Raw genomic sequence first — 20,569 nt, forward strand, 5'->3', positions numbered from 1 at the left:
CCCCGAACCCGGGCGTCCGGCGGCACCCATCTCTTCATGCCCCGCTATCCTGTATTTTAGATGATTTTCTCAGATATTCCAGTGCCCGCCCGCAACTGCCCGGGGGTCAGGGACGTACCGTTCAGAATACGATGGCGATATGACAATGCAGCGTCAGTATTCTCCGGCCACAGGGCATCGAACAGCGACAGCCAGGGAGCCAATGGAAACCGCACCGGCTCCAGGGCGGCACTGACCGGAAAACCGGAAGGTAGCCCGAACGCCGCCTCTGACGGCGCTGACCCGGCAATGCGGGCCAACAGGCCGGCGCTGCTACCGATCAGGTTACCCATCCCAGCCGAGCCGTTGTTGAGGAACAACCGCTGACGACCATCAACGACCATCGCGCGCATCACCGGCAGGCAGGTGTGGGTGCTGACCAGGATATCGGCCCCGGTCTGGCGAAACCAGCGTGCCAGTTGCTCGTTACCACGGGCGCTCAGCTCCTCGTGGGACAGCCCCCACCCCGCCAGGGATTCAGGATCGCCATGGAGGACAACAACCTTTAGTCCTCCAAACATCAGGCACCGATAACGGGGCAACCGACCCAGCCGTTGCTGCAGCTCCGGGTGGTGGGCGGCAATGCCCTGGAGGCGAACCATGATACGGTTGGACCGCTCCACCACGGCATCGTCCACAAAGTCCGGGTAGGCGCAGCCGCAACCCGCGCCATCCCCTGGGCAGGCCAGTTCATACTCCACATTGCCGGTGATGGCGTCGTGGCCCAGCACCCGGTGGTTGATGCTCACAAACAGTTCGTCGCTGGCGTTGAACCAGTTGAAATCGCCATTGAACAACAGGTGTACCCGACGCCCTGCTGCCCGCTCCCTATCGGCCATGGCCTCGATTTCGGCCAGCGCCAGGGGGTTGCCATACAGGCCGCCGGCCACATAGAGCACATCGGCGTCACAGACCACCGGATCGCGGGCCAGATCTTCCGGCCGGTACCGGTAATGCAGCGGACAGGTGCGTCCCTCGGTCATGACCCGGCCTCGGCGGCGGGGACAGCGCGCCCGGCCAGCCGACGGATCACCAGGGGCAGGAAGAAACCGCCGGTGCAAATCAGGATGCCCCAGGCGTTGGTGCCCAGCAGCAGGGCATAGGCCCCTTCGCCGATGGCCCAGGATTCGGGAATCCAGCCCACGGTCAACAGCACGCCGAGGGCCAGACCGCTCCAGAAACTCAGGTGAAAGCTCCAGGGCGACCAGCGAGTGAAGCCATAGAACAGGAACACCGGCGCCAGGCCCATCACCATGGTGCCGGAAATGGTGGTGGCCTTGAGGATGTCGGTGCCGGCGAACATGGGCAGGTTACCCAGGATGGCGAAGACGATCATCACCGCGGCCCCCACCTTCATGCTGGGCAGTCTGTCGGCGGCCCGGCAAGCCAATCGGGGCAGATCCACGGCGATGGTCTTGGAGAATGAGCTGAAGGTGGAGTCCAGGGTGGAGCCGGCGGAGGTCATCATCACCACGCTCATCAGGAACAGGGCGGTAAGGCCCAGGGCCTGGCCCACGGCTGCCGGAGCGTTGCCGCCCGCATCGATGCCATTGAGCCGGGCATGCACGCCCACCAGGCTGAAGATAAACACTGCCACGAAACCCAGCAGGCCCGCCACCACGAAGCTCTTGAGCATGGTTTTCTCGCGGTTCACAAAGCCCCGGTCGGTGAGGACCGGGTCGTGGAACGGATAACTGAACAGTTGCAGCCCGGCCACCAGCAACAGGTCCATGCCCGCATCCAGGCGGAACTCGCCGTTGGTCAGCAGGGTGCCTGTGTCATTGGCGGGAAGGATCAGGAACAGCACCGCCGCCACGAAGAACACGAACACCACCGCCTGGATCACGTCGGTAAAGATGGAACTTCGCAGGCCGCCCTTGAGGCTGTAGGCGAGGGTGAAGGCAGTGAACACCATGGCGGCGGTGTAGTAGGGCCAGTCGCCGGGGCTGCCAAAGTACCCGCCCACCACGGCGGTGTTGCTCCAGACTTCGTTGTAGAGCCGTATCAGGATGGCGGCGGCAAAGCTCAGGGCCGCCAGGCGTCCGAAGCGGGAGATGAGAAATTCCTGCAGGCTGCCGGCCCCGGTCTGGGTGCGGATCAGGTAGATGATGTAGCCGGCCACGGGAATCGACAGCCAGTAGGCCGCGTAGGCCAGGCCGCCGGTGACGCCGTAGGCGGCCCCCAGATTGGCGGCGTTGGTCACCGACTTGGCGAAGATCCAGCTTATGAAGATGGACGCCGTGAGTGACCACTGACCCACCGGCCGACCCTGGTCATCCGCGCCCCGGTAAAAGGACGCCGCATTGCGGCTCCTGGGTGACAGGGCGTACATCACTATCCCGTAGACGATGAGAAATCCCCAGAACAGGGTGGCTTCGGTGCCTGTCATTCCCTTTTCCTCTTTCTCTGTTTTTGGCGGGTGTCACTAGCCTGGTTGTTGTGGGGGGGGAGCCTGCGATGGGGACCCATTCGATGGCCTCCATCTCGTCCCGCGCCTTGCATCCCCTCTCCACAATGCGGGAGAGGGCCAGGGAGAGGGGGAGCGCACGAAGGGCGCCATGCACCAGATAACATTGCTGGCCGCTCCACCCTCTCCCCATCCCTCTCCCGTCAAGGGAGAGGGGGTAAAAACGAGTCCGGCGCCTTGTTGCTGCTACTCCGGCGCACTACAACTCGCCCCAAAGCGGTAGCAGGCAAAACACCGGTGATGCCGCAGCATGATGCGTTCGTCCATGCTTTCCGCCAGAGTGCCGCCCAGGTCGTATTCCGGGTCGTCGTCCACCAGCGTGCAGGCGTAGACCCTGACCTGGTCGTTCTTCTTCACCAGCATGCGGGTATAGGTACACATGAAGTGGGACCGGCTTTCCCGGGTCGGGTACTTTTCCATGCAGGTTTCGGTGATCTCGGGGCTGCCGTCGTCGGAGCCGGGCGTGCCCAGGTCCGGGAAGGCGGTAAAGGCCAGGGTCTCGGGAATGCCCCAGTTGCGGAAAATCGAGCGGAAGGCTTCCTCGATCTGCAAGGGATCTTCCGGGCTATCGGTCTGGCGGGCGATGGACACCTTGAAGCCCTGGTCCACCAGCCAGCGGATTCCCTCAAGGGCCTTGTCGAAACTCCCTTCGCCCCGGTCCACGTCGTGGCGGGCCGCGTCCGGAAAATCGAGACTGACCCGGAAGTGGATCGGGTAGGGGTTATCCAGCAACGGCAGCACCTGGTGCCGACGTTTGAGCAGCGGGTCGGTGGCATTGGTCAGCACGAAACAGGGGCGGTGCTGGCTGGCGTAATCCAGGATGTTGACGAAATCCCGGATCACGAAGGGCTCTCCGCCGGTGAAGGAAAACTGCTCCACACCCATGTCCAGGGCCTCGTGGATAAAGGGTTTCACATCACTGAGTGTCATGCCGGGAATGCGACCGTCACCAGGGTGCGACCCTTCCAGGCAGAAGGGGCAGGACAGGTTGCAGGCGGTGCCTGTGTGAATCCACAACTCCTTCAGGCGGTCGGAGTCGATGTAGCCACGGGGTTCCCCGGCCCGGGTATGGGTCCAGCTGTCCCGGGCCCGGGGCTCCAGCACTTCAGTCGTGGGTATGATTCTCTCTGCAGTCAGGGGCATAGGTGCTCCACTCTGTTGTTCTTCCTCGGACACGGGAATCCGGTTTATGTTACAGACTCATCCTGTGTACGATCCGATCCGGCGGACTGACCACCCCCCAATCGCCACCGATGGAACTTCGCCAGCCAGCCCAGCACGCCTTCCGGGGCGTGGGCCTGCTTCCACTGGCCGGCGGCAAATTTGGCGGATTCGTTCCAGGTGGGGTAGGGGTGGATGGTCCCCAGGATCTTGTTGAGCCCAATGCCATGCTTCATGGCCAGGGTGAATTCCGCCAGGATCTCCGCAGCGTGTGTGCCCACCACCACGGCGCCGAGGATCCGGTCCTTACCTGGTACCGTCAACACCTTGATAAAGCCATGGTCCTCGTCTTCGGCAATCGCCCGGTCCAGGTCGTCCAGCCCGTAGCGGGTGACCTCGTAGTGCACGCCCTGCTGTTGCGCTTCCTCTTCACTCAGCCCCACCCGCGCCACTTCCGGCGCGGTGAAGGTCACCCAGGGCAGGACACGATAGTCCACCCGAAAGCGTTTGAACTGGCCGAACAGGCCATTCACGGCGGCGTACCAGGCCTGGTGGGCAGCGGCGTGGGTAAACTGGTAAGGGCCGGCCACATCGCCGCAGGCAAACACATTGGGGAAACCGACGGACATGTCCTCTTCCACTGGCACGGTGCCATTGCGACGGGGCTCGATGCCCAGGGCCTCCAGGTTCAGGCCCTCGGTATTGCCAGCGCGCCCCACCGCCACCAGCACCCGGTCGAAGGGGATCCGCACCGGTTCGCCATCATGTTCGCACACGGCCACCCGTTCACCGTTATCCTCGACGAACTCCACCACCTTGTGCCCCAGCCGCAGGTCAATGCCGTCACGGCGCAGGCTGTCCGCCACCAGCTCCGCCACCTCCGGGTCTTCCTTCATCAGCAACCGGTCCATGGCCTCCACCTGGGTGACGGTGATGCCCAGCCGGGCAAACGCCTGTGACAATTCACAGCCGATGGGCCCGCCCCCCATCACCAGCAGGCGTTGCGGCTGCTCCTCCAGGTCCCACAGGTTCTCGGAGGTCAGCGGCGCCATGGCATCCAGCCCGGGAATCGGGGGCAGGAAGGGCTTGCCGCCGGTGGCCACCACGATGCTGCGGGCGCTGAGCCGTTCCCGTCGACCGTCATTGTGGGTGACATCCACTTCCCAGGGCGACACGAAAGCGGCGCTGCCGGCAATGCAGTCCACCCCGAGACTCTGGTAGCGCTCCACCGAATCATGGGGCTCGATCTTGCGAATCACCCGCTTGACCCGCGCCATGATGCTGGTGAACGAGCCGGAGACCGGCACCGAGTCCAGCCCATAGCGATCGGCATGACGCATCGTATCCGCCGCCCGGGCACTGCGGATCAGGGCCTTGGAAGGCACGCAGCCGGTGTTGAGGCAGTCGCCACCCATCCTATCCCGTTCAATCAGGGCCACTTTTGCCTTCACGGCAGCGCCGATATAGGCCGACACCAGCCCGGCGGAACCGCCCCCGATCACCAGCAGGTTGTAGTCAAAGCGCTCGGGTCTGGTGAATCCCCGATAAGCGCGGCGACGGCGGATAAAATCCACCACGAACTTGGCGATCAGCGGGAACAGCCCCAGCAGCGCAAAGGACAGCAACAGGTCGGCGGACACGATATCCCCCATGCTGTCGATCTGGGCCAGCTGGGTGCCGGCGTTCACGAACACGAAGGTACCCGGCAGCATGGCCAGCCAGCTCACCAGGGCGTAGGTCCGCAGCTTCATGCCGGTGAGCCCCAGGGCCAGGTTGATCAGGAAGAAGGGGAACACCGGCACCAGGCGAAGGGTCGCCAGGTAGAAGGCACCATCCCGCTCAATGCCTTCATCGATGCGCCTGACGGTGTTGGCGTACTTCCGGCGAAGGGTGTCCCGCAACAGGAACCGGGCGACAAGGAAGGCAATGGAGGCACCGATGGTGGAAGCCACCGACACCGTCAGCAAGCCCACCGCATTACCGAAAAAGGCGCCGCCGGCCAGGGTCATGACCGCTGCTCCCGGCAGCGACAGTGCCGTCACCACAATGTAGATCAGCGCATAGCCGGAGACCGCCAGCAGCAGATTGCTGGCAATCCACTGGTTCAGGTCGGCCTGATGACGCTGCAGGTTCTCCAGCGTCAGCAGCTCCGGCCCGCCCAGCAGCAGGAAGGCCGCCACCAGGACCGCGATAATCGCCAGCAGGATCAGTTTCGGTTTGGACATTGTCTATCGGTTCCGTTTTGACATGAAGGTGTTAGTGTCCCGTTTGGTTAATTCGCTGACCTACTGCGTGACGCTGGGCCCTCTGGCCAAGGCGCCAGTCCGAAGGTGTGGTGGTTCCACATCAAGGGCTGGCAACACCGGCCAGAGGGCCCAGCGTCGCGCCCTTCGGGAGCCACTGAGAGCCTTGATAGCCGCGTTGCGCCGGCTCGATTTGGAGCCACCAAACCTTCGCCACCGCCCCTTGCTCTCAAGGCTCTCAGTGGCTCAGTAGGTCAGCGAATTAACCAAACGGGACACTACTCAGACACCACATTTCGCCGTCCATTACAGACTAGCTTGCAGACCTCACAAAATAATAACGGGAAAGTCGCAATTACATCCGGTCAGGGGCACGTCAGGGGGTGCCGTGAGTATCACAAAAAAAGGGGGCCTGAGCCCCCTTTCCTGACGACATCACGTTATGCCTATGCCGTCGCTCTCTGCCTCTTCACCTTCATCGTCATCCGGCTGACCCGCATTGTGGTCACGGGCCAGCAGGATATAGAACGCCGGCAGGATGAAGACCGTGAAGAAGGTACCGATGCCCAGGCCGGCGACGATGGTCAGGCCAATGGCGAAACGGCTCTGGGCCCCGGGACCAATGGCGACCAGCAGCGGCACCATGGCAAAGATCAACGCCAGCGACGTCATGATGATCGGCCGCAGTCGGATGGCCGCCGCCTCCAGCACCGCCTGGCGCTTGTCCAGCTTGCGATCGATCTGCAACTGGTTGGCGAATTCCACGATCAATATGCCGTTCTTCGCCACCACGCCGATCAGGGTGATCAACCCCACCTGGGTGTAGATATTGATGGTGGCGAAGCCCAGCACGATAAACGCCATGGCACCGGCCACCGACAGGGGCACGGACACCAGGATGATCAGCGGATCACGCCAGCTCTCGAACTGGGCCGCCAGCACCAGGTAGATCACCAGCAGCGAGAGGGCCATGGTAATGGCCAGGGCGCTGCCCTCGGTGGACAGTTGCCGCGTCTGCCCCATGTAATCGGAGCTGAAGCCCTGGGGGAAGATCTCGCTGGCGTTCTGCTCCATCCAGTCCATGGCGGCCCCCATGGCCACGCCGGGCATGACCACGCCCTGCAGGGTAATGGAGTTGAGCTGGTTGAACTGGGTCCGCTGGGACGGCTCCACCCCTTCCTGGAAACTGACCACGCTGCCCAGGGGCACCAGGTCCCCGGTATCCGAGCGTATGTAGTAGTCGTTCAGGGCCGCCTCGCTGATGCGGAAGTCCTGCTGCACCTGCGGGATCACCTGGTAGGAACGGCCTTCCATGCTGAAGCGGTTGATGTAGCCGCCACCGAGCATGCTGGACATGGCCTGCCCCACATCCTGCATGGACAGGCCCAGGTCCGCCACCCGGTCCCGGTCCACCTGGATCTGGACCACCGGCTTGTCGAAGGCGATGGACTTCTGCAGGAACATGAAGTTGCCGCTCTGCATGGCACGACCCTGCAGCTCACTGGCAATCTCGTTGAGTTGCTCGTAGTCGCCGCCGGTGGTGATCACGAACTGGAACGGCAGGCCACTGGAGCCCGGCAGGGCCGATGGAGCAAAGACCGCCGTCTGCAGGCCGGTGACCTTGTTCAGCTCGGCATTCAGCTTCGGCTGGACATCGAACTGGGTGACCGACCGTTCGCTCCAGGGTGCCATCTTGAAGCCGCCGAAGACCTCATTGGGGCCGGTGATACCGAGGATCATGAAATCCTCCTGGTAACCGTCCACCGTGGTCATGCGCTGCTGCACTTCACTGCCCTCTTCCCGGAGGTACTCCAGGGTGGACGTCTGCGGCCCCTTGCCCTGGTAAAACAGGATGCCCTGGTCCTCTTCCGGCGCCAGCTCGCTCTGGCTGAGCATGACCATGAAGAAGATGGAAGCGAAGATCATGAAGGCGAAGAAGATCACCACCGAGATGGTGGACATCAGGGAGGCCAGCGCCCGCTTGTAAGCATTGGCCAGGCCGTTGAAGGTCTTCTCCACGAACTGCTCGAAGCGACTGGGATTGCCGTGGGGCTTGAGGATGGCCCCGGACAGTACCGGCGACAGAGTGAGGGCGACAATGCCCGAAATCACCACGGTGCCCGCCAGCGTAAAGGCGAACTCGATAAACAGCGAGCCGGTCAGCCCCCCCATAAAGCCGATGGGGGCATACACCGCCACCAGGGTGGTGGTCATGGCGATTATGGGAACCGCCATCTCCCTGGCGCCATGGAGGGCAGCATGGAATTTGGTCTCGCCCTGTTCAATGTGACGGTGGACGTTCTCCACCATGATGATGGCGTCATCCACCACCAGGCCGATGGCCAGCACCATGGACAGCAGTGTCAGCAGGTTCAGGGAAAAGCCCATCATCAGCATGATAAAGGCGCCGCCCACCAGCGACAGGGGCACCGCCACCGACGGCACCACCGCGGCACGCAGGGACCCCAGGCAGAGGAATACCACCACCAGCACGATCACCAGTGCTTCCAGCAGGGTCTTGATCACCTCGTTGATGGAATCATCGATGAACTCGGAGGCATCGTAGGCCAGGCGCACGTCCAGGCCGGACGGGAGCTGTTCCTCGATGTCCGGCAGTTCCGCCTTGACCAGTTCCGCCACCGTCAGCGGGTTGGCGCCGGGGGACATCTCGATGGCCACATAGGTGGCCGGCTGGCCCTTGTACAGCGCCAGGTTGTCATAGCTCTGGGAGCCCAGTTCCACACGGGCGATATCCCGCAGGCGGATGATCGAGCCATTGGCCTCCTTCACCACCAGGTCCCGGAACTGGTCCAGGTCCGACACATCGGTGTCACTGGTCAGGCTGATCTTGGTGTACTTGCCTTCGGTGTTACCCACCGCCGCCTGGTAGTTGTTGCGCAACAGCACGCTGACCACTTCCTGGGGCGTCATGTCCACTGCCGCCAGGCGCTCCGGGTCCAGCCACGCCCGCAGGGCAAAGGTGCGGCCCAGCAGGTCCGCCTTGCCGACGCCGGCCAGGGCCTGCAGCTTGGGCTGCACTACCCGGGTCAGGTAGTCGGTGATCTGGGGCACGTCCAGATCACTGCTGTAGAAGGCGATGTACATCAGCGCCGTGGAGTCCCCGGTCTCGGAGGTGATCACCGGGTCCTGGGCATCCGCCGGCAGCACGTTACGCTGGCTGGCCACCTTGGCCTGGATTTCCGCCAGCGCGGCGTTGGCGTCGTAGTTCAGCTCCATCTTGGCGTTGATGGTGGACACGCCCTGGGAGCTGGTGGAGGTCAGGTAGTCGATACCGCTGGCTTCGGCCATGGCCTGCTGCAAGGGTGTGGTGATAAAACCCTTGACCAGCTCGGAGCTCGCCCCCGGGTAGGCCGTGGTCACGGTTACCGTGGTGCTCTCAAGTTGTGGGTACTCCCGGATTTCCATCTCCAGGGCGGCACGGGCCCCGAGCAGCAGGATCAACAGGCTGACCACCGTGGCCAGCACCGGCCGGTGGACAAAAACGTCAGTAAAGCGCATTACTCGGAGGCCTCCGGCTGCTCATCATCCTGCTGGATCTCGATCGGCTGGCCGGCCCGTAGTCGCAACAGGCCCTTGGCCACTACCTGGTCGCCTTCCTCGAGTCCCTTTTCAATAGCGACGCGTTCGCCCCGGACTTCGCCGGTCTGCACGGAACGGCGGTTGACCGTGAGCTGGCCGTCATCGTTCTCGCCGATCAGGAACACGTAGTCACCGTAGGTGTTATAGGACACCGCCGTCCTGGGCAGGGTCAGCACCGCCTCATCGTCCGGCTGGCGGGTCATCACGGTGGCGAACATACCCGGACGCAGCTTACCGTCGGGGTTGGCAAGGGTGGCCCGGATACGCACGGTGCGGGTTTCAGGGTTCACCGAGGTGTTGATGGCGCTGACCTCGCCGGTAAAGGTTTCCCCCGGCACGGCAGCGACGGTCGCCCGAACCTCATAGCCACGGTCAACGCTGGGCAGGTTGCGCTCCGACAGGGTGTAATCCAGGTAGATGGGGTCGAGCATGTTGATCTCGACAATCGGGGTGCCGGTGGGGATGTATTCCCCCTGGTCCACCAGCCGCAGGCCCAGGTTGCCGTCGAAGGGCGCGCGGATCACCTTCTTGTTGAGCTGGGCTTCGGCCTCATTGACCCGGGCCCGGGCGGCATCATAGTTGGCCTTGGCCTCATCGTACTGGGACTGGGACACGGCACGACGGGGCAGCAGGTTCTCAATGCGCTTGAATTCCTGGGCCGCCAGCTGGGCTTCGGCACGACGGGTGCGCAGGGCCGCCTCGTCGATTTCGGAATCCAGCCGGATCAGGATGTCTCCCTGCTCAACGGTATCGCCGGATTCAAACCCGATTTCCTCAATAACGCCGGGCACCTCGTTGGCAACCCGGATGCCATTGACAGCCTCGACGCTACCCACGGACTTGATAGCGGGTGTCCACAGCTCCAGGGCGACATTGGTGGCACTCACCGGTGTCGGCGGCTGGGGCTGGGACATCATCTCCTTCATCTGGCCGAACTGGTAGAACTTGTAGCCGAAAATGCCGCCCAGGATCAGACCCAGAAGGACGATGACAATCAGAAAACGGACAAAGGTGCGCATAGGTTAGACATCCTGATCAGAAAACCCGGCCCTGGGATCATGCGGACATGCACACAAGACCGATACCGTAATTGATGCAATAGACTAACGATGATTATTTCATTATAAAAGCAAGCAAACCAGTGCCTTGCCCATTGACCCGCCACAGAATGCCATATCGTCTGCTACCGGAGAATGACCAGGGGCTTCTCCGCCGTCTTCAGCATGGTGGTTGTAGTGCTGCCCACCAGGAACTGACGGATACGGGAATGGCCATAGGCACCCATCACCAGCATGTCGATATCGTGCTCCGTCTGATAGCGGTGGAGTGCGGGTTCCACATCGCCAGCGCGGATGGCCAGGGTAATCTCCCCGCCCAGCTCCGACAGCATGACTTCCGCCTGTTTCAGTTGCTCCCAGCGGTCACCGGTTTCCGGCCCGATCATCACGATGTGAAGCGGCATGCCCTTGAGAACCGGACTGCCTGCCAGCAGTTCAACGCTGCGGAAGGCGGTCTTGCTGCCATCGAAGGCCAGCATGGCACTCTTCGGCGGCGTAAACTCGTCCGGTACCAGCAGGATGGGGCGATGCAGGCTGCGGATCGCGGTTTCCAGCTGGCTGCCGATGTGCAGGTCACGGTCGGAACTGCTCTCGCCGTGCAGCCCCATGACCAGCAACCGGGTCTGGCTTTCCAGGGTCAACAGGGATTCAGTCAGGTCGCCGTGACGCTGCCGCTTGATGACCTCGGTGGCGCCAGTGTCCATCACCCGCCGCTCCGCCTGCTCCAGCAGGTGGTGGCCCTGCTCCAGGGCCAGCTTGCTGCGTTGCTGATCCAGGTCCGCCAGCTCCTCCAGCAGGTGTTCCCGGCTGCCCAGGCCGATATTGCCGGCCAGGTCCGGGGCGACCGGGTAGCGTTCCTCGTCAAGCACATGCAGCAGCATGAGGGGAACCCCCATATGCCGACCGGCCCAGGCGGCATAGTCACAGACCGCCGGAGCGGCCCGGGAACCATCGATACAGGCGACTACTCGTAGCATGGCATTCTCGCTCTGATTGTCAGTATGGTTGTTATTCTGACCGCGATCGCTCTGGCTTTGCGTGTTCTCTGTCATATCAGTGCCCCATCAACTGGTCGATGGCGTCCGGCTTGTCATGCACCCCGAAACGGTCAACGATGGTGGCACTGGCCTCGTTCAGGCCAATCACCTCCACCTCGGCGCCTTCACGGCGGAACTTGATGACCGCCTTGTCCAGGGCCGCCACGGCGGTGATATCCCAGAAGTGGGCCCGGCTCAGGTCAATGATTACCTTATCCAGAGCTTCCTTGAAATCAAAGGATTCGGTGAACTTTTCCGAGGAACTGAAGAACACCTGCCCCACCACGTTGTAGGTACGGGTATCAGACGTTTCATCGTACTCGGATGTGACCAGCATGTAGTGCCCCACCTTGTTGGCGAAGAACAGGGCCGCCAGCAGTACCCCGGCCAGTACACCGAAGGCCAGGTTGTGGGTGGCCACCACCACGACCACGGTCACCACCATCACGATATTGGTGGACAGCGGATGGTCCTTGAGGTTCTTGATGGAACCCCAACTGAAGGTACCGATGGACACCATGATCATCACCGCCACTAGGGCGGCCATGGGGATCTGCACCAGCCACTGGTCCAGCACCAGCACCATGATCAGCAGGAAAATGCCTGCGGACAGGGTAGACAGCCGGGTACGGCCACCGGATTTGATGTTGATGATGGACTGGCCAATCATCGCGCAACCGGCCATGCCCCCCAGCAGGCCGGAGCCGATGTTGGCAATGCCCTGGCCCTTGCACTCCCGGTTGCGGTCCGAGGTGGTGTCGGTCAGGTCATCCACGATGGTCGCCGTCATCATGGATTCCAGCAGGCCAACCACCGTCAGGCCCACGGAATAGGGCAGGATGATCATCAGGGTCTCCAGGGTCAGCGGCACCTCCGGCCACAGGAATACCGGCAGGGTATCCGGCAGCTCGCCCATATCACCCACGGTGCGGATATCAATGCCGTACCACATGGCCACCCCGGTCAGCACCACAATGCACACCAGCGGCGAGGGGATCAGCCTGCCCACCACCGGCAGGTAGGGGAACAGGTAGATAATGCCCAGGCCCGCCGCCGTCATGGCGTAGACATGCCAGGTGACATTGGTCAGTTCCGGTAGCTGGGCCATGAAGATCAGGATCGCCAGGGCATTGACGAAACCGGTGACCACCGAGCGGGACACAAACCGCATCAGGCCGCCCAGTTTCAGGTACCCGGCACCGATCTGCAGCACCCCGGTCAGCAGGGTGGCCGCCAGCAGGTATTCCAGCCCGTGCTCCTTCACCAGGGTCACCATCAGCAACGCCATGGCACCGGTGGCGGCGGAGATCATGCCGGGGCGCCCACCGACAAAAGCGATTACCACCGCAATACAGAACGAAGCGTAAAGACCAACCTTCGGGTCAACGCCGGCAATAATGGAAAAGGCGATGGCTTCCGGAATCAGGGCCAGGGCCACGACGATACCGGCGAGCAGGTCACCACGAATATTGGACAGCCAGTTGGCTTTGAGGGTTTTCACCATAACAACGGGGTTCCACGGGTTTCAGAGAATCTTGGGACGCTGGCTGCGCAGCGTGAACATGACAGACAGCTCCCCATGACTCGCCTGAACCAGGCTGGTAGATCGGGAAGGCAGCATGTCGAAAACAGGCCGACTAGGGGAGAGCCGGAATACTATGGCGGAGTGATCGTCACGATGGGCAGCGTACTGTTCGGTTGATGGATGTCAGATGCCTGACATATCGGGGGCGCGAAGCTTACCAGAAGCCCGCTCGAAAAGTAACCGGCTGGCCCCGGGAGTCAGCGACTTTCTACCGCGCAGACTCCTAGATCCGGTTCACCTGCTCCAGGAAGGCCGCCGGCAGGATATCGATCACCGGACGACGGTCGCCACTGACCTCTGGTGCCGGTGCCGATGGTTCGGTGGCAATGATCGATGGCTGCTCGGACCAGTGCAGCAACTCCAGCTTGCCGTCCGCGTTTTCCACCAGCGCGGTGCAGTGCTCCACCCAGTCACCATCGTTGCAATACAGCCCTTCCTGGCTGCGCAGGAAGCCGGCGGAGTGGATATGGCCGCAGATAAAGCCGTCGTAGTTGCCCTTTTCGGCGGCGGTCAGGGCCGCCAGCTCGAACCGGCGGATAAAGGTCCGCGCCTTGCCGATACGGCCCTTGAGCCAGGCCGCCAGCGACCAGTAGGGCTTGCCCTGCAGGCGGCGCCAGGCGTTGAACCAGCGGTTGAGCCGCAGCAGCAGGCCGTGGGCCCGGTCACCCACCAGCAGCATCAGCGGGCTGCAGCGCACCACCTGGTCGAACTGGTCGCCGTGGCACACCATAAACCGGCGGCCATCGGCGGTGGTGTGGATGATCTTCTGGTGAAGCTCCACGCCACTGATGGTCTGGCCGCAGAAGCGCCGCATGAACTCGTCGTGATTCCCGGGCACGTACACCACGCGGGTGCCGTTGGCGGCAATGACCAGCAGGCGATGCACCACCGCTTCGTGGGATTTGGTGAAGTGCACCCGCCGCTGCATGGCAATCAGGTCCACGATATCACCCACCAGGTAGAGGGTGTCGCAATGGATGTTGTCCAGGAAGTCCAGCAGATAATCTGCCTGGCAGTCCGGGGTTCCCAGGTGAACGTCGGAAATAAAAACGCTGCGATAGTGTGGCATAGCTGCCCCTGACGGTTACCCTTCTCATGACACAACCTGACAACCACACATGACGTGTCGGTGACACTTCATGGTCAGTCCCGTGAAGATTGCCCCGCAGGGGCTCTGGGATATCCCGGCCGGGTGTAACAAACGGCGATTTCAGGTGTCTGACGGGATGGTGATCAAAGCAAGAAGGGGAACCTGAATGTCACGCCTGCGAACCATCCTCGGCCTCCTGTTGCTGGCAGCCCCCGACGTCGCCACCCGGGCGAACCAGACCGACGCCATCGATCACATCGACTACGACTGGTCCCTGAACCGGCCGGAGAACTTCCCTGAGCTGTCGCAGTAGCCGGCCATGGTTTATCCAGCCGCCGGGGTCACACCGGATTGGTGGCCAGGATCTTCTTCAGGAAGTCCTTGGTCCTGGGGTCCTGGGGGTGGTAGAAAATCTCGCTCGGCGGCCCCTGCTCCACGATCCGCCCGCCGTCAATGAAGATCACCCGGTCGGCCACATCCCGGGCAAATGACATCTCATGGGTGACCACCATCATGGTCTGTCGCTCCGAGGCCAGTTGTTTCATCAGCCCCAGCACTTCTTCCACCCACTCCGGATCCAGGGATGACGTAGGCTCGTCAAACAGGATGACTTCGGCGCCAGCAGCCATGGCACGACCAATACCCACCCGCTGTTGCTGGCCGCCGGACATGGACGCCGGATAGGCATCAGCTTTTTCGCCCAGGCCGATCTGTTCGAGGATCTCGCGTGCCCGTCGGTAAGCCTTATCCTTGGGCCATTTATCCACCACCAGCAAGCGTTCGGCGATGTTCTGAAGTGCCGTCTTGTTGGCAAACAGTGCATAGTTCTGGAACACAAAGGCGGTTCGCCGCCGCATCGAGAGAATATCCGCCCGGCTGGCTTTTTTTACATCCACGGTGAGGTCGCCCACGGTCATGGTGCCGGCCGTGGGTTGCTCTAGAAAATTGATGCAGCGCAGCAGGGTGGATTTGCCGGTTCCCGAAGGCCCGATGATCACCACGATTTCGCCCTGCTCAATGGTCAGGTCGATGCCGTTGAGGACCACGGCCTTGCCAAAATGTTTGCTCAGTGATTCCAGTTTGATCATCGGCTATAGGCCCGGTTCAGGCGGATTTCCAGGTAGTGCTGGACCTTGGACAGCAGCTCCACCACGATCCAGTACATGATGGCGGCCACGATGAACGCCTCAAAGTACAGGAAACTGCCGGACGCCTCCTTCTGGGTCGCCCCCATCAGTTCCGTCACTCCCAGGGTGAAGGCCAGGGAGGTGGCCTTGATCATGTCGATGAAATAGTTCATCAGCGTGGGCAACGCAACCCGGGTAGCCTGGGGCAGGACGATCCGCCGCATGAGCTGGCCATTGGTCATGCCGATGGACAGCGCCGCCTCGGTCTGGCTGCGATCCACCCCGATGATGGCCGCCCGGATGGACTCCGCCATATAGGCGGAGAAATGCATGGTCAGGCCCATGATGGTCGCCGTAATGCCGTCAATGACCGTCAATGCACTGACCAGCTGCGGCAGGCCGTAGTAGAACAGGAACAACTGGACCAGCAGTGGCGTGCCACGGAAAAACGAAATGAACAGGATGGTGAGCTGGTTGAGCACTGGAATACGCAACACCCGCACAACCGCGAACAGGCATGCCAGGATGAGTGCCAGCACCATACCCACGCCGGCAAGCTCCAGTGTCAGGGGCAGATACCGCAACAGGATGGGTATCAGCCCGATCATGTACTCGACGTTCAGGACGTCCATAACAGAAGCCGCCTCGATGCGCCCCTCAGGGCCGGGTGATATCGGTGCCGAACCATCGCTCGGAGATCTCCTTGAGGGTGCCATCCTCCCGCAGGGCCGCCAGGGCCTGGTTCACCTCGTCACGGAGGGCCCGGCCTTCGTCCGTGTCCCGGAAGGGATAGGCATTGGTGATCTGTGAGAAGGTCGGCCCGGCCAATGCCAGCGGCAGGGGCTTGTCCTTGATAATCTGGCTGGCACTGACCCGGTCCATCACAAACGCATCAACCCGGCCCAGGGCGGTATCCCGCTCGATATTGCTGTCGTAGGTCTTGATGTCGATCTGGTCGGCGTAGGGCAGCTCTCGCAGCAGTGCTTCGAAATTGGAGCCCAGATTCACGGCAACGGTTTTCCCTTTGAGGTCTTCCACCCCCTTGATCTCGTTGTTGCCTTCCTTGGTCACCACCTGGGCCCCGTCATAGACGTAAGGGTCGCTGAAAATATACGCTTTCTGTCGCTCTTCAGTGATGGTGATCTGGTTGGCAACGGTGTCGATGCGCCCGGATTCCAGCATGCCAAACAGGCCGGAGAAGTTGGCGGTTTCGTATTGGATGTCACGCCCCATCTCCTCACCAATGGCATCCATGACATCGACGTCGAAGCCCTTGAGCTCATCCTGCTCTACAAAGGTGAACGGGAAATACTGGCCGGACATTCCGACTCGCAGCGGATCATCCTGTGCAGACAAAGGTGCGCTTGTGAGCAGGACCATCGTCAATAGCGTGTTGATCAACAGTGTTTTCATTACAACCTCCTTCCGGCATGGATCCTACTTGAAGCATAGTCGCGGGTGAACATTGGGCAATAGTGCCTTTCATTGGCTGTTCACCAGTCTCTCGATAAAGGATTGCGGCACAGGCGTGCCCTTCGGTGACAGAAGCTCACAGGACGACACTAATGCCAGCCAGGGCACGGAGTGAAACATACGGAGCTGAACAGAATGCACCTCAGCTTGCCCCAACCCTGACACCACTATCCTGTCTCCGCATCAGGACCTCAACCACTCAAGTGCCCGGTAATCGAAGCCCTGTGCAATGGTGGGTTTTATGATCTCGAAATAGGGCGAGGCATCGAAATCCCTTGGTACGAAAAGGGAGTGGTGCCGAATCCGGTAAAACTCCCGCTCACACTCCCGGCACTTCGGGTCGTCAGAAGGCATGGCGATCACCTCCGGCAGGATAGGGTAGCGGATACTCTGAAACCCCTGAGCGATAAAGGATGAACAGATCGCCCGGGTGGGGTCACCACTGCCCAGTGCCAGCATTCTCCGCCGGTACCGAACAGGTACCGGCGGTGTGGGTAACAGATAGCGAGCCAGGTCGACGATGTTCTTGAGATCATACTGGTGGCCAAGGCGCTCACGGGAATACCGAGACAACGCCTCCAGGGCTTCCCTTCCCAGATCCACCGGACGACAGATTCGGGTATGACGGTGACGGTAAAAGGACAGGGGAATGGCCCGGATGCCCGCCTCCAGATCGGCTTCCACCAGGGTATTGGCCTCGCCGTTTTCGTTGTGACCCAGCCCGGCAGCCTCCCCCAGATACAGTGCGGCATGGGACCAGGTGGACTGGGTCAGGTACTTGATGGCAACGCTTACCCGGGTGTCCCCTTCCACCAGCAGTACATCGCCGGGCTGGATGGTCGCCTGCAGTGCCTCCCAGGTTGACGTACTGATGGAAAAGTCAGCGACAGGCTTGGAAAGGTAGCGGGCCAGGGCCCGGGAGATCCAGTTGAACATGGTTCCGGCTCTTCTTGTTTTTGGTGACCGCCAATACCAGGCGCACGTCTATGCATGGACACGCCACCCGAACGTTCGTTACGCCAGATAATGCCGCTTTTTTCTGAACAACTTCAACAAATTATCTTGTCATCGGCAAAGTAACAACCCGGGCTTGCTGCGTGTCTATTATCCGAACTCACCAAGAGTCGGAAAGGAGAAAACATCATGAACACTGCAATCACACTCAGGAAGCTTGCCGTTATCACCGCAGGCCTGGTACTGGGCGCAACGGCTTCCATGGGCCATGCCCAGCAGAAGTGGATGGAAGAAGTCCTTGAGCGTCAGTTCCAGGAGCAACAGCTCGCCGGGGAAAAAGCCAGCGATAACACGGACCAGAGGCACAATGAAAACGACGCTGAAAACCCGGAGAAGAAAGCTCCGAAGGACATCGTCGTTTCCAATACCTATGACGACGAAGGAAACCCGATCATCTGACAGAAACGGTCTGATCCCCTTATGGCCCCATTCCAACGAATGAGGCCTTTTTACGTTTCCGACACCATGATCACGCTGTGCTAGAATTTGAACAATTGCTCAAGTAAGCGGGAACCAGAAGGGTAAAAGGCCATCTTGGAGGCTGGAATGACTCAACCGGAACAAGGGATGGAGACGCGTTATGGACTTGGCAACGGACAAAATCACTGACGAAGGTCGCCTGGTCACCGCCTTGCAGGCGGGTGACCAGATGGCCTTTCGCCACGCTGTCCGGAATTATTCCCCCGGCATGCTGGCTGTTGCCCGTTATTACCTGGACCATTCCAGTGCCGAAGATGTTGTTCAGGAGACCTGGGTCAACGTGGTCGAGGCCATCAAAAAGTTCGAAGGCCGCTCCGGCCTGAAAACCTGGCTTCACCGGATCGTTGCCAACCGCTGCAAGAACCGGTTGCGCACCGCCAACCGGGAGGTATCCAGCGAGCTCGGCGAGGAACTGGAGCCCGGCATTGCTGACCGCTTCCAGGCTGGCGGGCGCTGGGCCACACCACCAAAACTCCGTTTTGAGGAAGACGCTGAATCCCTGATGGAGAATGGTGCCCTCAGCGACTGCCTCGACAAACACCTGTCCGCCCTTCCGGAGCAGCAACGCTCCGCTGTCATGCTCTACGAGGCTCACCAGCATAAAGCCGACGATGTGTGTAACATCCTGGACATCAGCGCGTCTAACTTGAGGGTACTGCTTCACCGTGCCCGGCAGAAAATCTATCTGATGGTGGAAACCTTCCAGGAGACCGGCGAATGCTGATGTGTCGAGATCTGGCCCGAATCGCCAGCGACTACATCGATGGGAAGCTCGGTACAACCGATACCCTGTCGGTGAAAATGCACTTGCTGATGTGCAGGCACTGTCGATCCTTCATCGGCAACCTCCGCGAGAGCATTCAGTTGATGAAGGGGCACTCGGATTATCGCATGGATGAAGACTACGCCCGGCGACTGGACCGGGCGGTGGAGGAGGCGCTGAATAACCCCGGTGGCTCTTAAACCGCCTCAGTCCCGATCGTCAGCCTGAAATATCGTTGTCTCCGGATAGAAGGTGTACCAGGCAAACCAGAAAGCCCGCGTTGCCGCCAGATCACGGCCAGAGCTATCAACCACCCAGGCACTGGGGACCTCCGGATCATAGTGGATGGTCACCGCCCGCCCACCAATAACATCCTTTACCGGGGTAATGGCCGCATCCAGTTCGGGGAAAGGCCAGACCCGCGCCTCGCCATTCACCGCCAGCCCGATGACCCAGGTTTTGGGATGGTACTCCCGGCTTTCCGCGGATACCGGAAAATACAGCCGGTCTGAATGATCATAGTCACCATAGGGTGAACGCCGATAATCCCGCTGATATCCGGTATCCGGCAACTCTCCCGCAGCCTGCGTTACTACAGACACCGGGAGAGCGCGGATATTACACGACTAGCGAAGATCCGGGTTCAGGGTGTAGGTTCCGGTCACCCGCTCGCTGGCCAGCACATGCCCTTCCATGGCCTTGCTGACAGCCTCGCCATCAAACTCGCCGTCCAGGCCCAGGGTTTCCACATCCAGGGCGTGCACCTCGTAGTGATAATGGTGGATCAGCTCGTCGTTCCAGGGCGGGCAGGGGCCGTCATAGCCACCGTAGGTTCCGGCCATATCCGGGTTACCGGCCAGGAACTGGGTGAAGTTGTTGACGCCACGGATGCCAATGGGGCCGGGGCCGGGTTCCTTGCCCTTGGGGCTGACGCCGTCACTGTCCTCCCCTTCCGGAATCCGGTTGACGGACGCGGGGATATCCACCAGCAGCCAGTGGAAGAAATCCACCCGCGGAATCTCGTTGGAGACCACCTTGCCCTCCTGGTTGACGTCATCGGCAATGCTCGGCACATCGGGATCAAACATCATCACCACAAAGCTCTTGGTGCCTTCCGGGGCGTCTTCCCAGGTGACTTCGGGGTTGCGGTTGGGACCGAAACTCATATGGTCCTCTTCGCTGAATACGCCAAACGCGAATTTCTCGGGGACCGGCTGGCCCTCGGTAATGCCATTAAAGTGAACCTTCATGGTCTGCTCCTGTTGGCTTTCGATCGGTGACCCGGTTTTAGCAGTTGCGCCGAGGATTTGTCCAGATCACCCCGGCGGAACGATTCGGGTATACCCATCACAATAGGGCTGTAGCGGCCAAAAAAAAGGTTCATCGCGCTTTACCGGGAAACGCTGCTTTTATCTTCAGGAAGAAGTAGTCG

The 20,569-nt window shown here is 61.2% G+C and carries 19 protein-coding genes; 4 read left to right on the forward strand and 15 right to left on the reverse strand.

Features of this window, described 5'->3' with window-relative positions; translation table 11 throughout:
• Positions 1-56 precede the first annotated feature (56 nt).
• The 9 genes from RO069_RS07455 to RO069_RS07495 form a co-directional block, all read right to left on the reverse strand.
• Positions 57-1,022 carry a metallophosphoesterase family protein gene (locus RO069_RS07455; protein ID WP_328186412.1) on the reverse strand — a complete coding sequence of 322 codons (966 nt, stop codon included), beginning with the start codon at positions 1,020-1,022 and terminating at the stop codon, positions 57-59.
• On the reverse strand, positions 1,019-2,428 hold the full coding sequence (locus RO069_RS07460; protein ID WP_328186413.1) for a sodium:solute symporter family transporter: 1,410 nt from the start codon (positions 2,426-2,428) through the stop codon (positions 1,019-1,021). Before RO069_RS07460 ends, RO069_RS07455 begins: the two co-directional genes overlap by 4 nt.
• Before the next feature lie 264 nt (positions 2,429-2,692).
• Complete coding sequence (locus tag RO069_RS07465) at positions 2,693-3,649, reverse strand: radical SAM protein (protein WP_328186414.1); 957 nt, start codon at positions 3,647-3,649, stop codon at positions 2,693-2,695.
• Between the two features lie 44 nt (positions 3,650-3,693).
• Positions 3,694-5,892, reverse strand: a complete 2,199-nt coding sequence (locus RO069_RS07470) for an FAD-dependent oxidoreductase (RefSeq protein WP_328186416.1) — start codon at positions 5,890-5,892, stop codon at positions 3,694-3,696.
• Between the two features lie 453 nt (positions 5,893-6,345).
• On the reverse strand, positions 6,346-9,429 hold the full coding sequence (locus tag RO069_RS07475; RefSeq protein WP_328186418.1) for an efflux RND transporter permease subunit: 3,084 nt from the start codon (positions 9,427-9,429) through the stop codon (positions 6,346-6,348).
• Positions 9,429-10,529 (reverse strand): efflux RND transporter periplasmic adaptor subunit, encoded by a 1,101-nt coding sequence (locus RO069_RS07480; RefSeq protein ID WP_328186419.1) that lies wholly within the window; start codon positions 10,527-10,529, stop codon positions 9,429-9,431. The genes RO069_RS07475 and RO069_RS07480 overlap by 1 nt, the downstream gene beginning before the upstream one ends.
• A gap of 164 nt (positions 10,530-10,693) precedes the next feature.
• Positions 10,694-11,545, reverse strand: coding sequence for a universal stress protein (locus RO069_RS07485; RefSeq protein WP_328186445.1), 852 nt, complete (start codon positions 11,543-11,545; stop codon positions 10,694-10,696).
• 76 nt (positions 11,546-11,621) lie between these two features.
• Complete coding sequence (locus RO069_RS07490) at positions 11,622-13,109, reverse strand: SulP family inorganic anion transporter (protein ID WP_328186421.1); 1,488 nt, start codon at positions 13,107-13,109, stop codon at positions 11,622-11,624.
• Positions 13,110-13,413: 304 nt separating this feature from the next.
• A complete protein-coding gene (locus tag RO069_RS07495; RefSeq protein WP_328186423.1) occupies positions 13,414-14,259 on the reverse strand; it encodes a UDP-2,3-diacylglucosamine diphosphatase in 846 nt (281 codons plus the stop codon).
• Between the two features lie 187 nt (positions 14,260-14,446).
• Here RO069_RS07495 and RO069_RS07500 point away from each other — a divergent pair, with 187 nt between their 5' ends.
• Positions 14,447-14,593, forward strand: a complete 147-nt coding sequence (locus tag RO069_RS07500) for a hypothetical protein (RefSeq protein ID WP_328186425.1) — start codon at positions 14,447-14,449, stop codon at positions 14,591-14,593.
• Positions 14,594-14,621: 28 nt separating this feature from the next.
• On the opposite strand, the gene RO069_RS07505 is transcribed toward RO069_RS07500, so the two are convergent.
• The 4 genes from RO069_RS07505 to RO069_RS07520 form a co-directional block, all read right to left on the reverse strand.
• Complete coding sequence (locus RO069_RS07505; RefSeq protein WP_328186426.1) at positions 14,622-15,368, reverse strand: amino acid ABC transporter ATP-binding protein; 747 nt, start codon at positions 15,366-15,368, stop codon at positions 14,622-14,624.
• The gene (locus RO069_RS07510; RefSeq protein ID WP_328186428.1) at positions 15,365-16,039 is read right to left on the reverse strand and encodes an amino acid ABC transporter permease; all 675 of its coding nucleotides are present in this window, start codon (positions 16,037-16,039) and stop codon (positions 15,365-15,367) included. Before RO069_RS07510 ends, RO069_RS07505 begins: the two co-directional genes overlap by 4 nt.
• Positions 16,040-16,064: 25 nt before the next feature.
• Positions 16,065-16,820: an amino acid ABC transporter substrate-binding protein gene (locus RO069_RS07515; RefSeq protein ID WP_328186429.1), complete on the reverse strand. Its 756-nt coding sequence runs from the start codon at positions 16,818-16,820 to the stop codon at positions 16,065-16,067.
• A gap of 243 nt (positions 16,821-17,063) precedes the next feature.
• The gene (locus RO069_RS07520; RefSeq protein ID WP_328186431.1) at positions 17,064-17,816 is read right to left on the reverse strand and encodes a YiiX/YebB-like N1pC/P60 family cysteine hydrolase; all 753 of its coding nucleotides are present in this window, start codon (positions 17,814-17,816) and stop codon (positions 17,064-17,066) included.
• Between the two features lie 207 nt (positions 17,817-18,023).
• Between RO069_RS07520 and RO069_RS07525 the strand changes: the two genes are divergently transcribed.
• From RO069_RS07525 to RO069_RS07535, 3 genes are all read left to right on the forward strand, one after another.
• Positions 18,024-18,293, forward strand: a complete 270-nt coding sequence (locus RO069_RS07525) for a hypothetical protein (RefSeq protein ID WP_328186432.1) — start codon at positions 18,024-18,026, stop codon at positions 18,291-18,293.
• 181 nt (positions 18,294-18,474) lie between these two features.
• Positions 18,475-19,098: an RNA polymerase sigma factor gene (locus RO069_RS07530; RefSeq protein WP_328186434.1), complete on the forward strand. Its 624-nt coding sequence runs from the start codon at positions 18,475-18,477 to the stop codon at positions 19,096-19,098.
• A complete protein-coding gene (locus RO069_RS07535; RefSeq protein WP_328186435.1) occupies positions 19,092-19,337 on the forward strand; it encodes a zf-HC2 domain-containing protein in 246 nt (81 codons plus the stop codon). The genes RO069_RS07530 and RO069_RS07535 overlap by 7 nt, the downstream gene beginning before the upstream one ends.
• A gap of 6 nt (positions 19,338-19,343) precedes the next feature.
• On the opposite strand, the gene RO069_RS07540 is transcribed toward RO069_RS07535, so the two are convergent.
• Positions 19,344-19,739 carry a DUF3179 domain-containing (seleno)protein gene (locus tag RO069_RS07540; protein WP_328186436.1) on the reverse strand — a complete coding sequence of 132 codons (396 nt, stop codon included), beginning with the start codon at positions 19,737-19,739 and terminating at the stop codon, positions 19,344-19,346.
• A 24-nt stretch (positions 19,740-19,763) separates the two neighbouring features.
• Positions 19,764-20,387: a YbhB/YbcL family Raf kinase inhibitor-like protein gene (locus RO069_RS07545; protein WP_328186438.1), complete on the reverse strand. Its 624-nt coding sequence runs from the start codon at positions 20,385-20,387 to the stop codon at positions 19,764-19,766.
• Between the last annotated feature and the right edge of the window lie 182 nt (positions 20,388-20,569).

Source organism: Marinobacter sp. OP 3.4 (assembly GCF_036224885.1).
In the GTDB taxonomy this organism is placed as follows: domain Bacteria; phylum Pseudomonadota; class Gammaproteobacteria; order Pseudomonadales; family Oleiphilaceae; genus Marinobacter.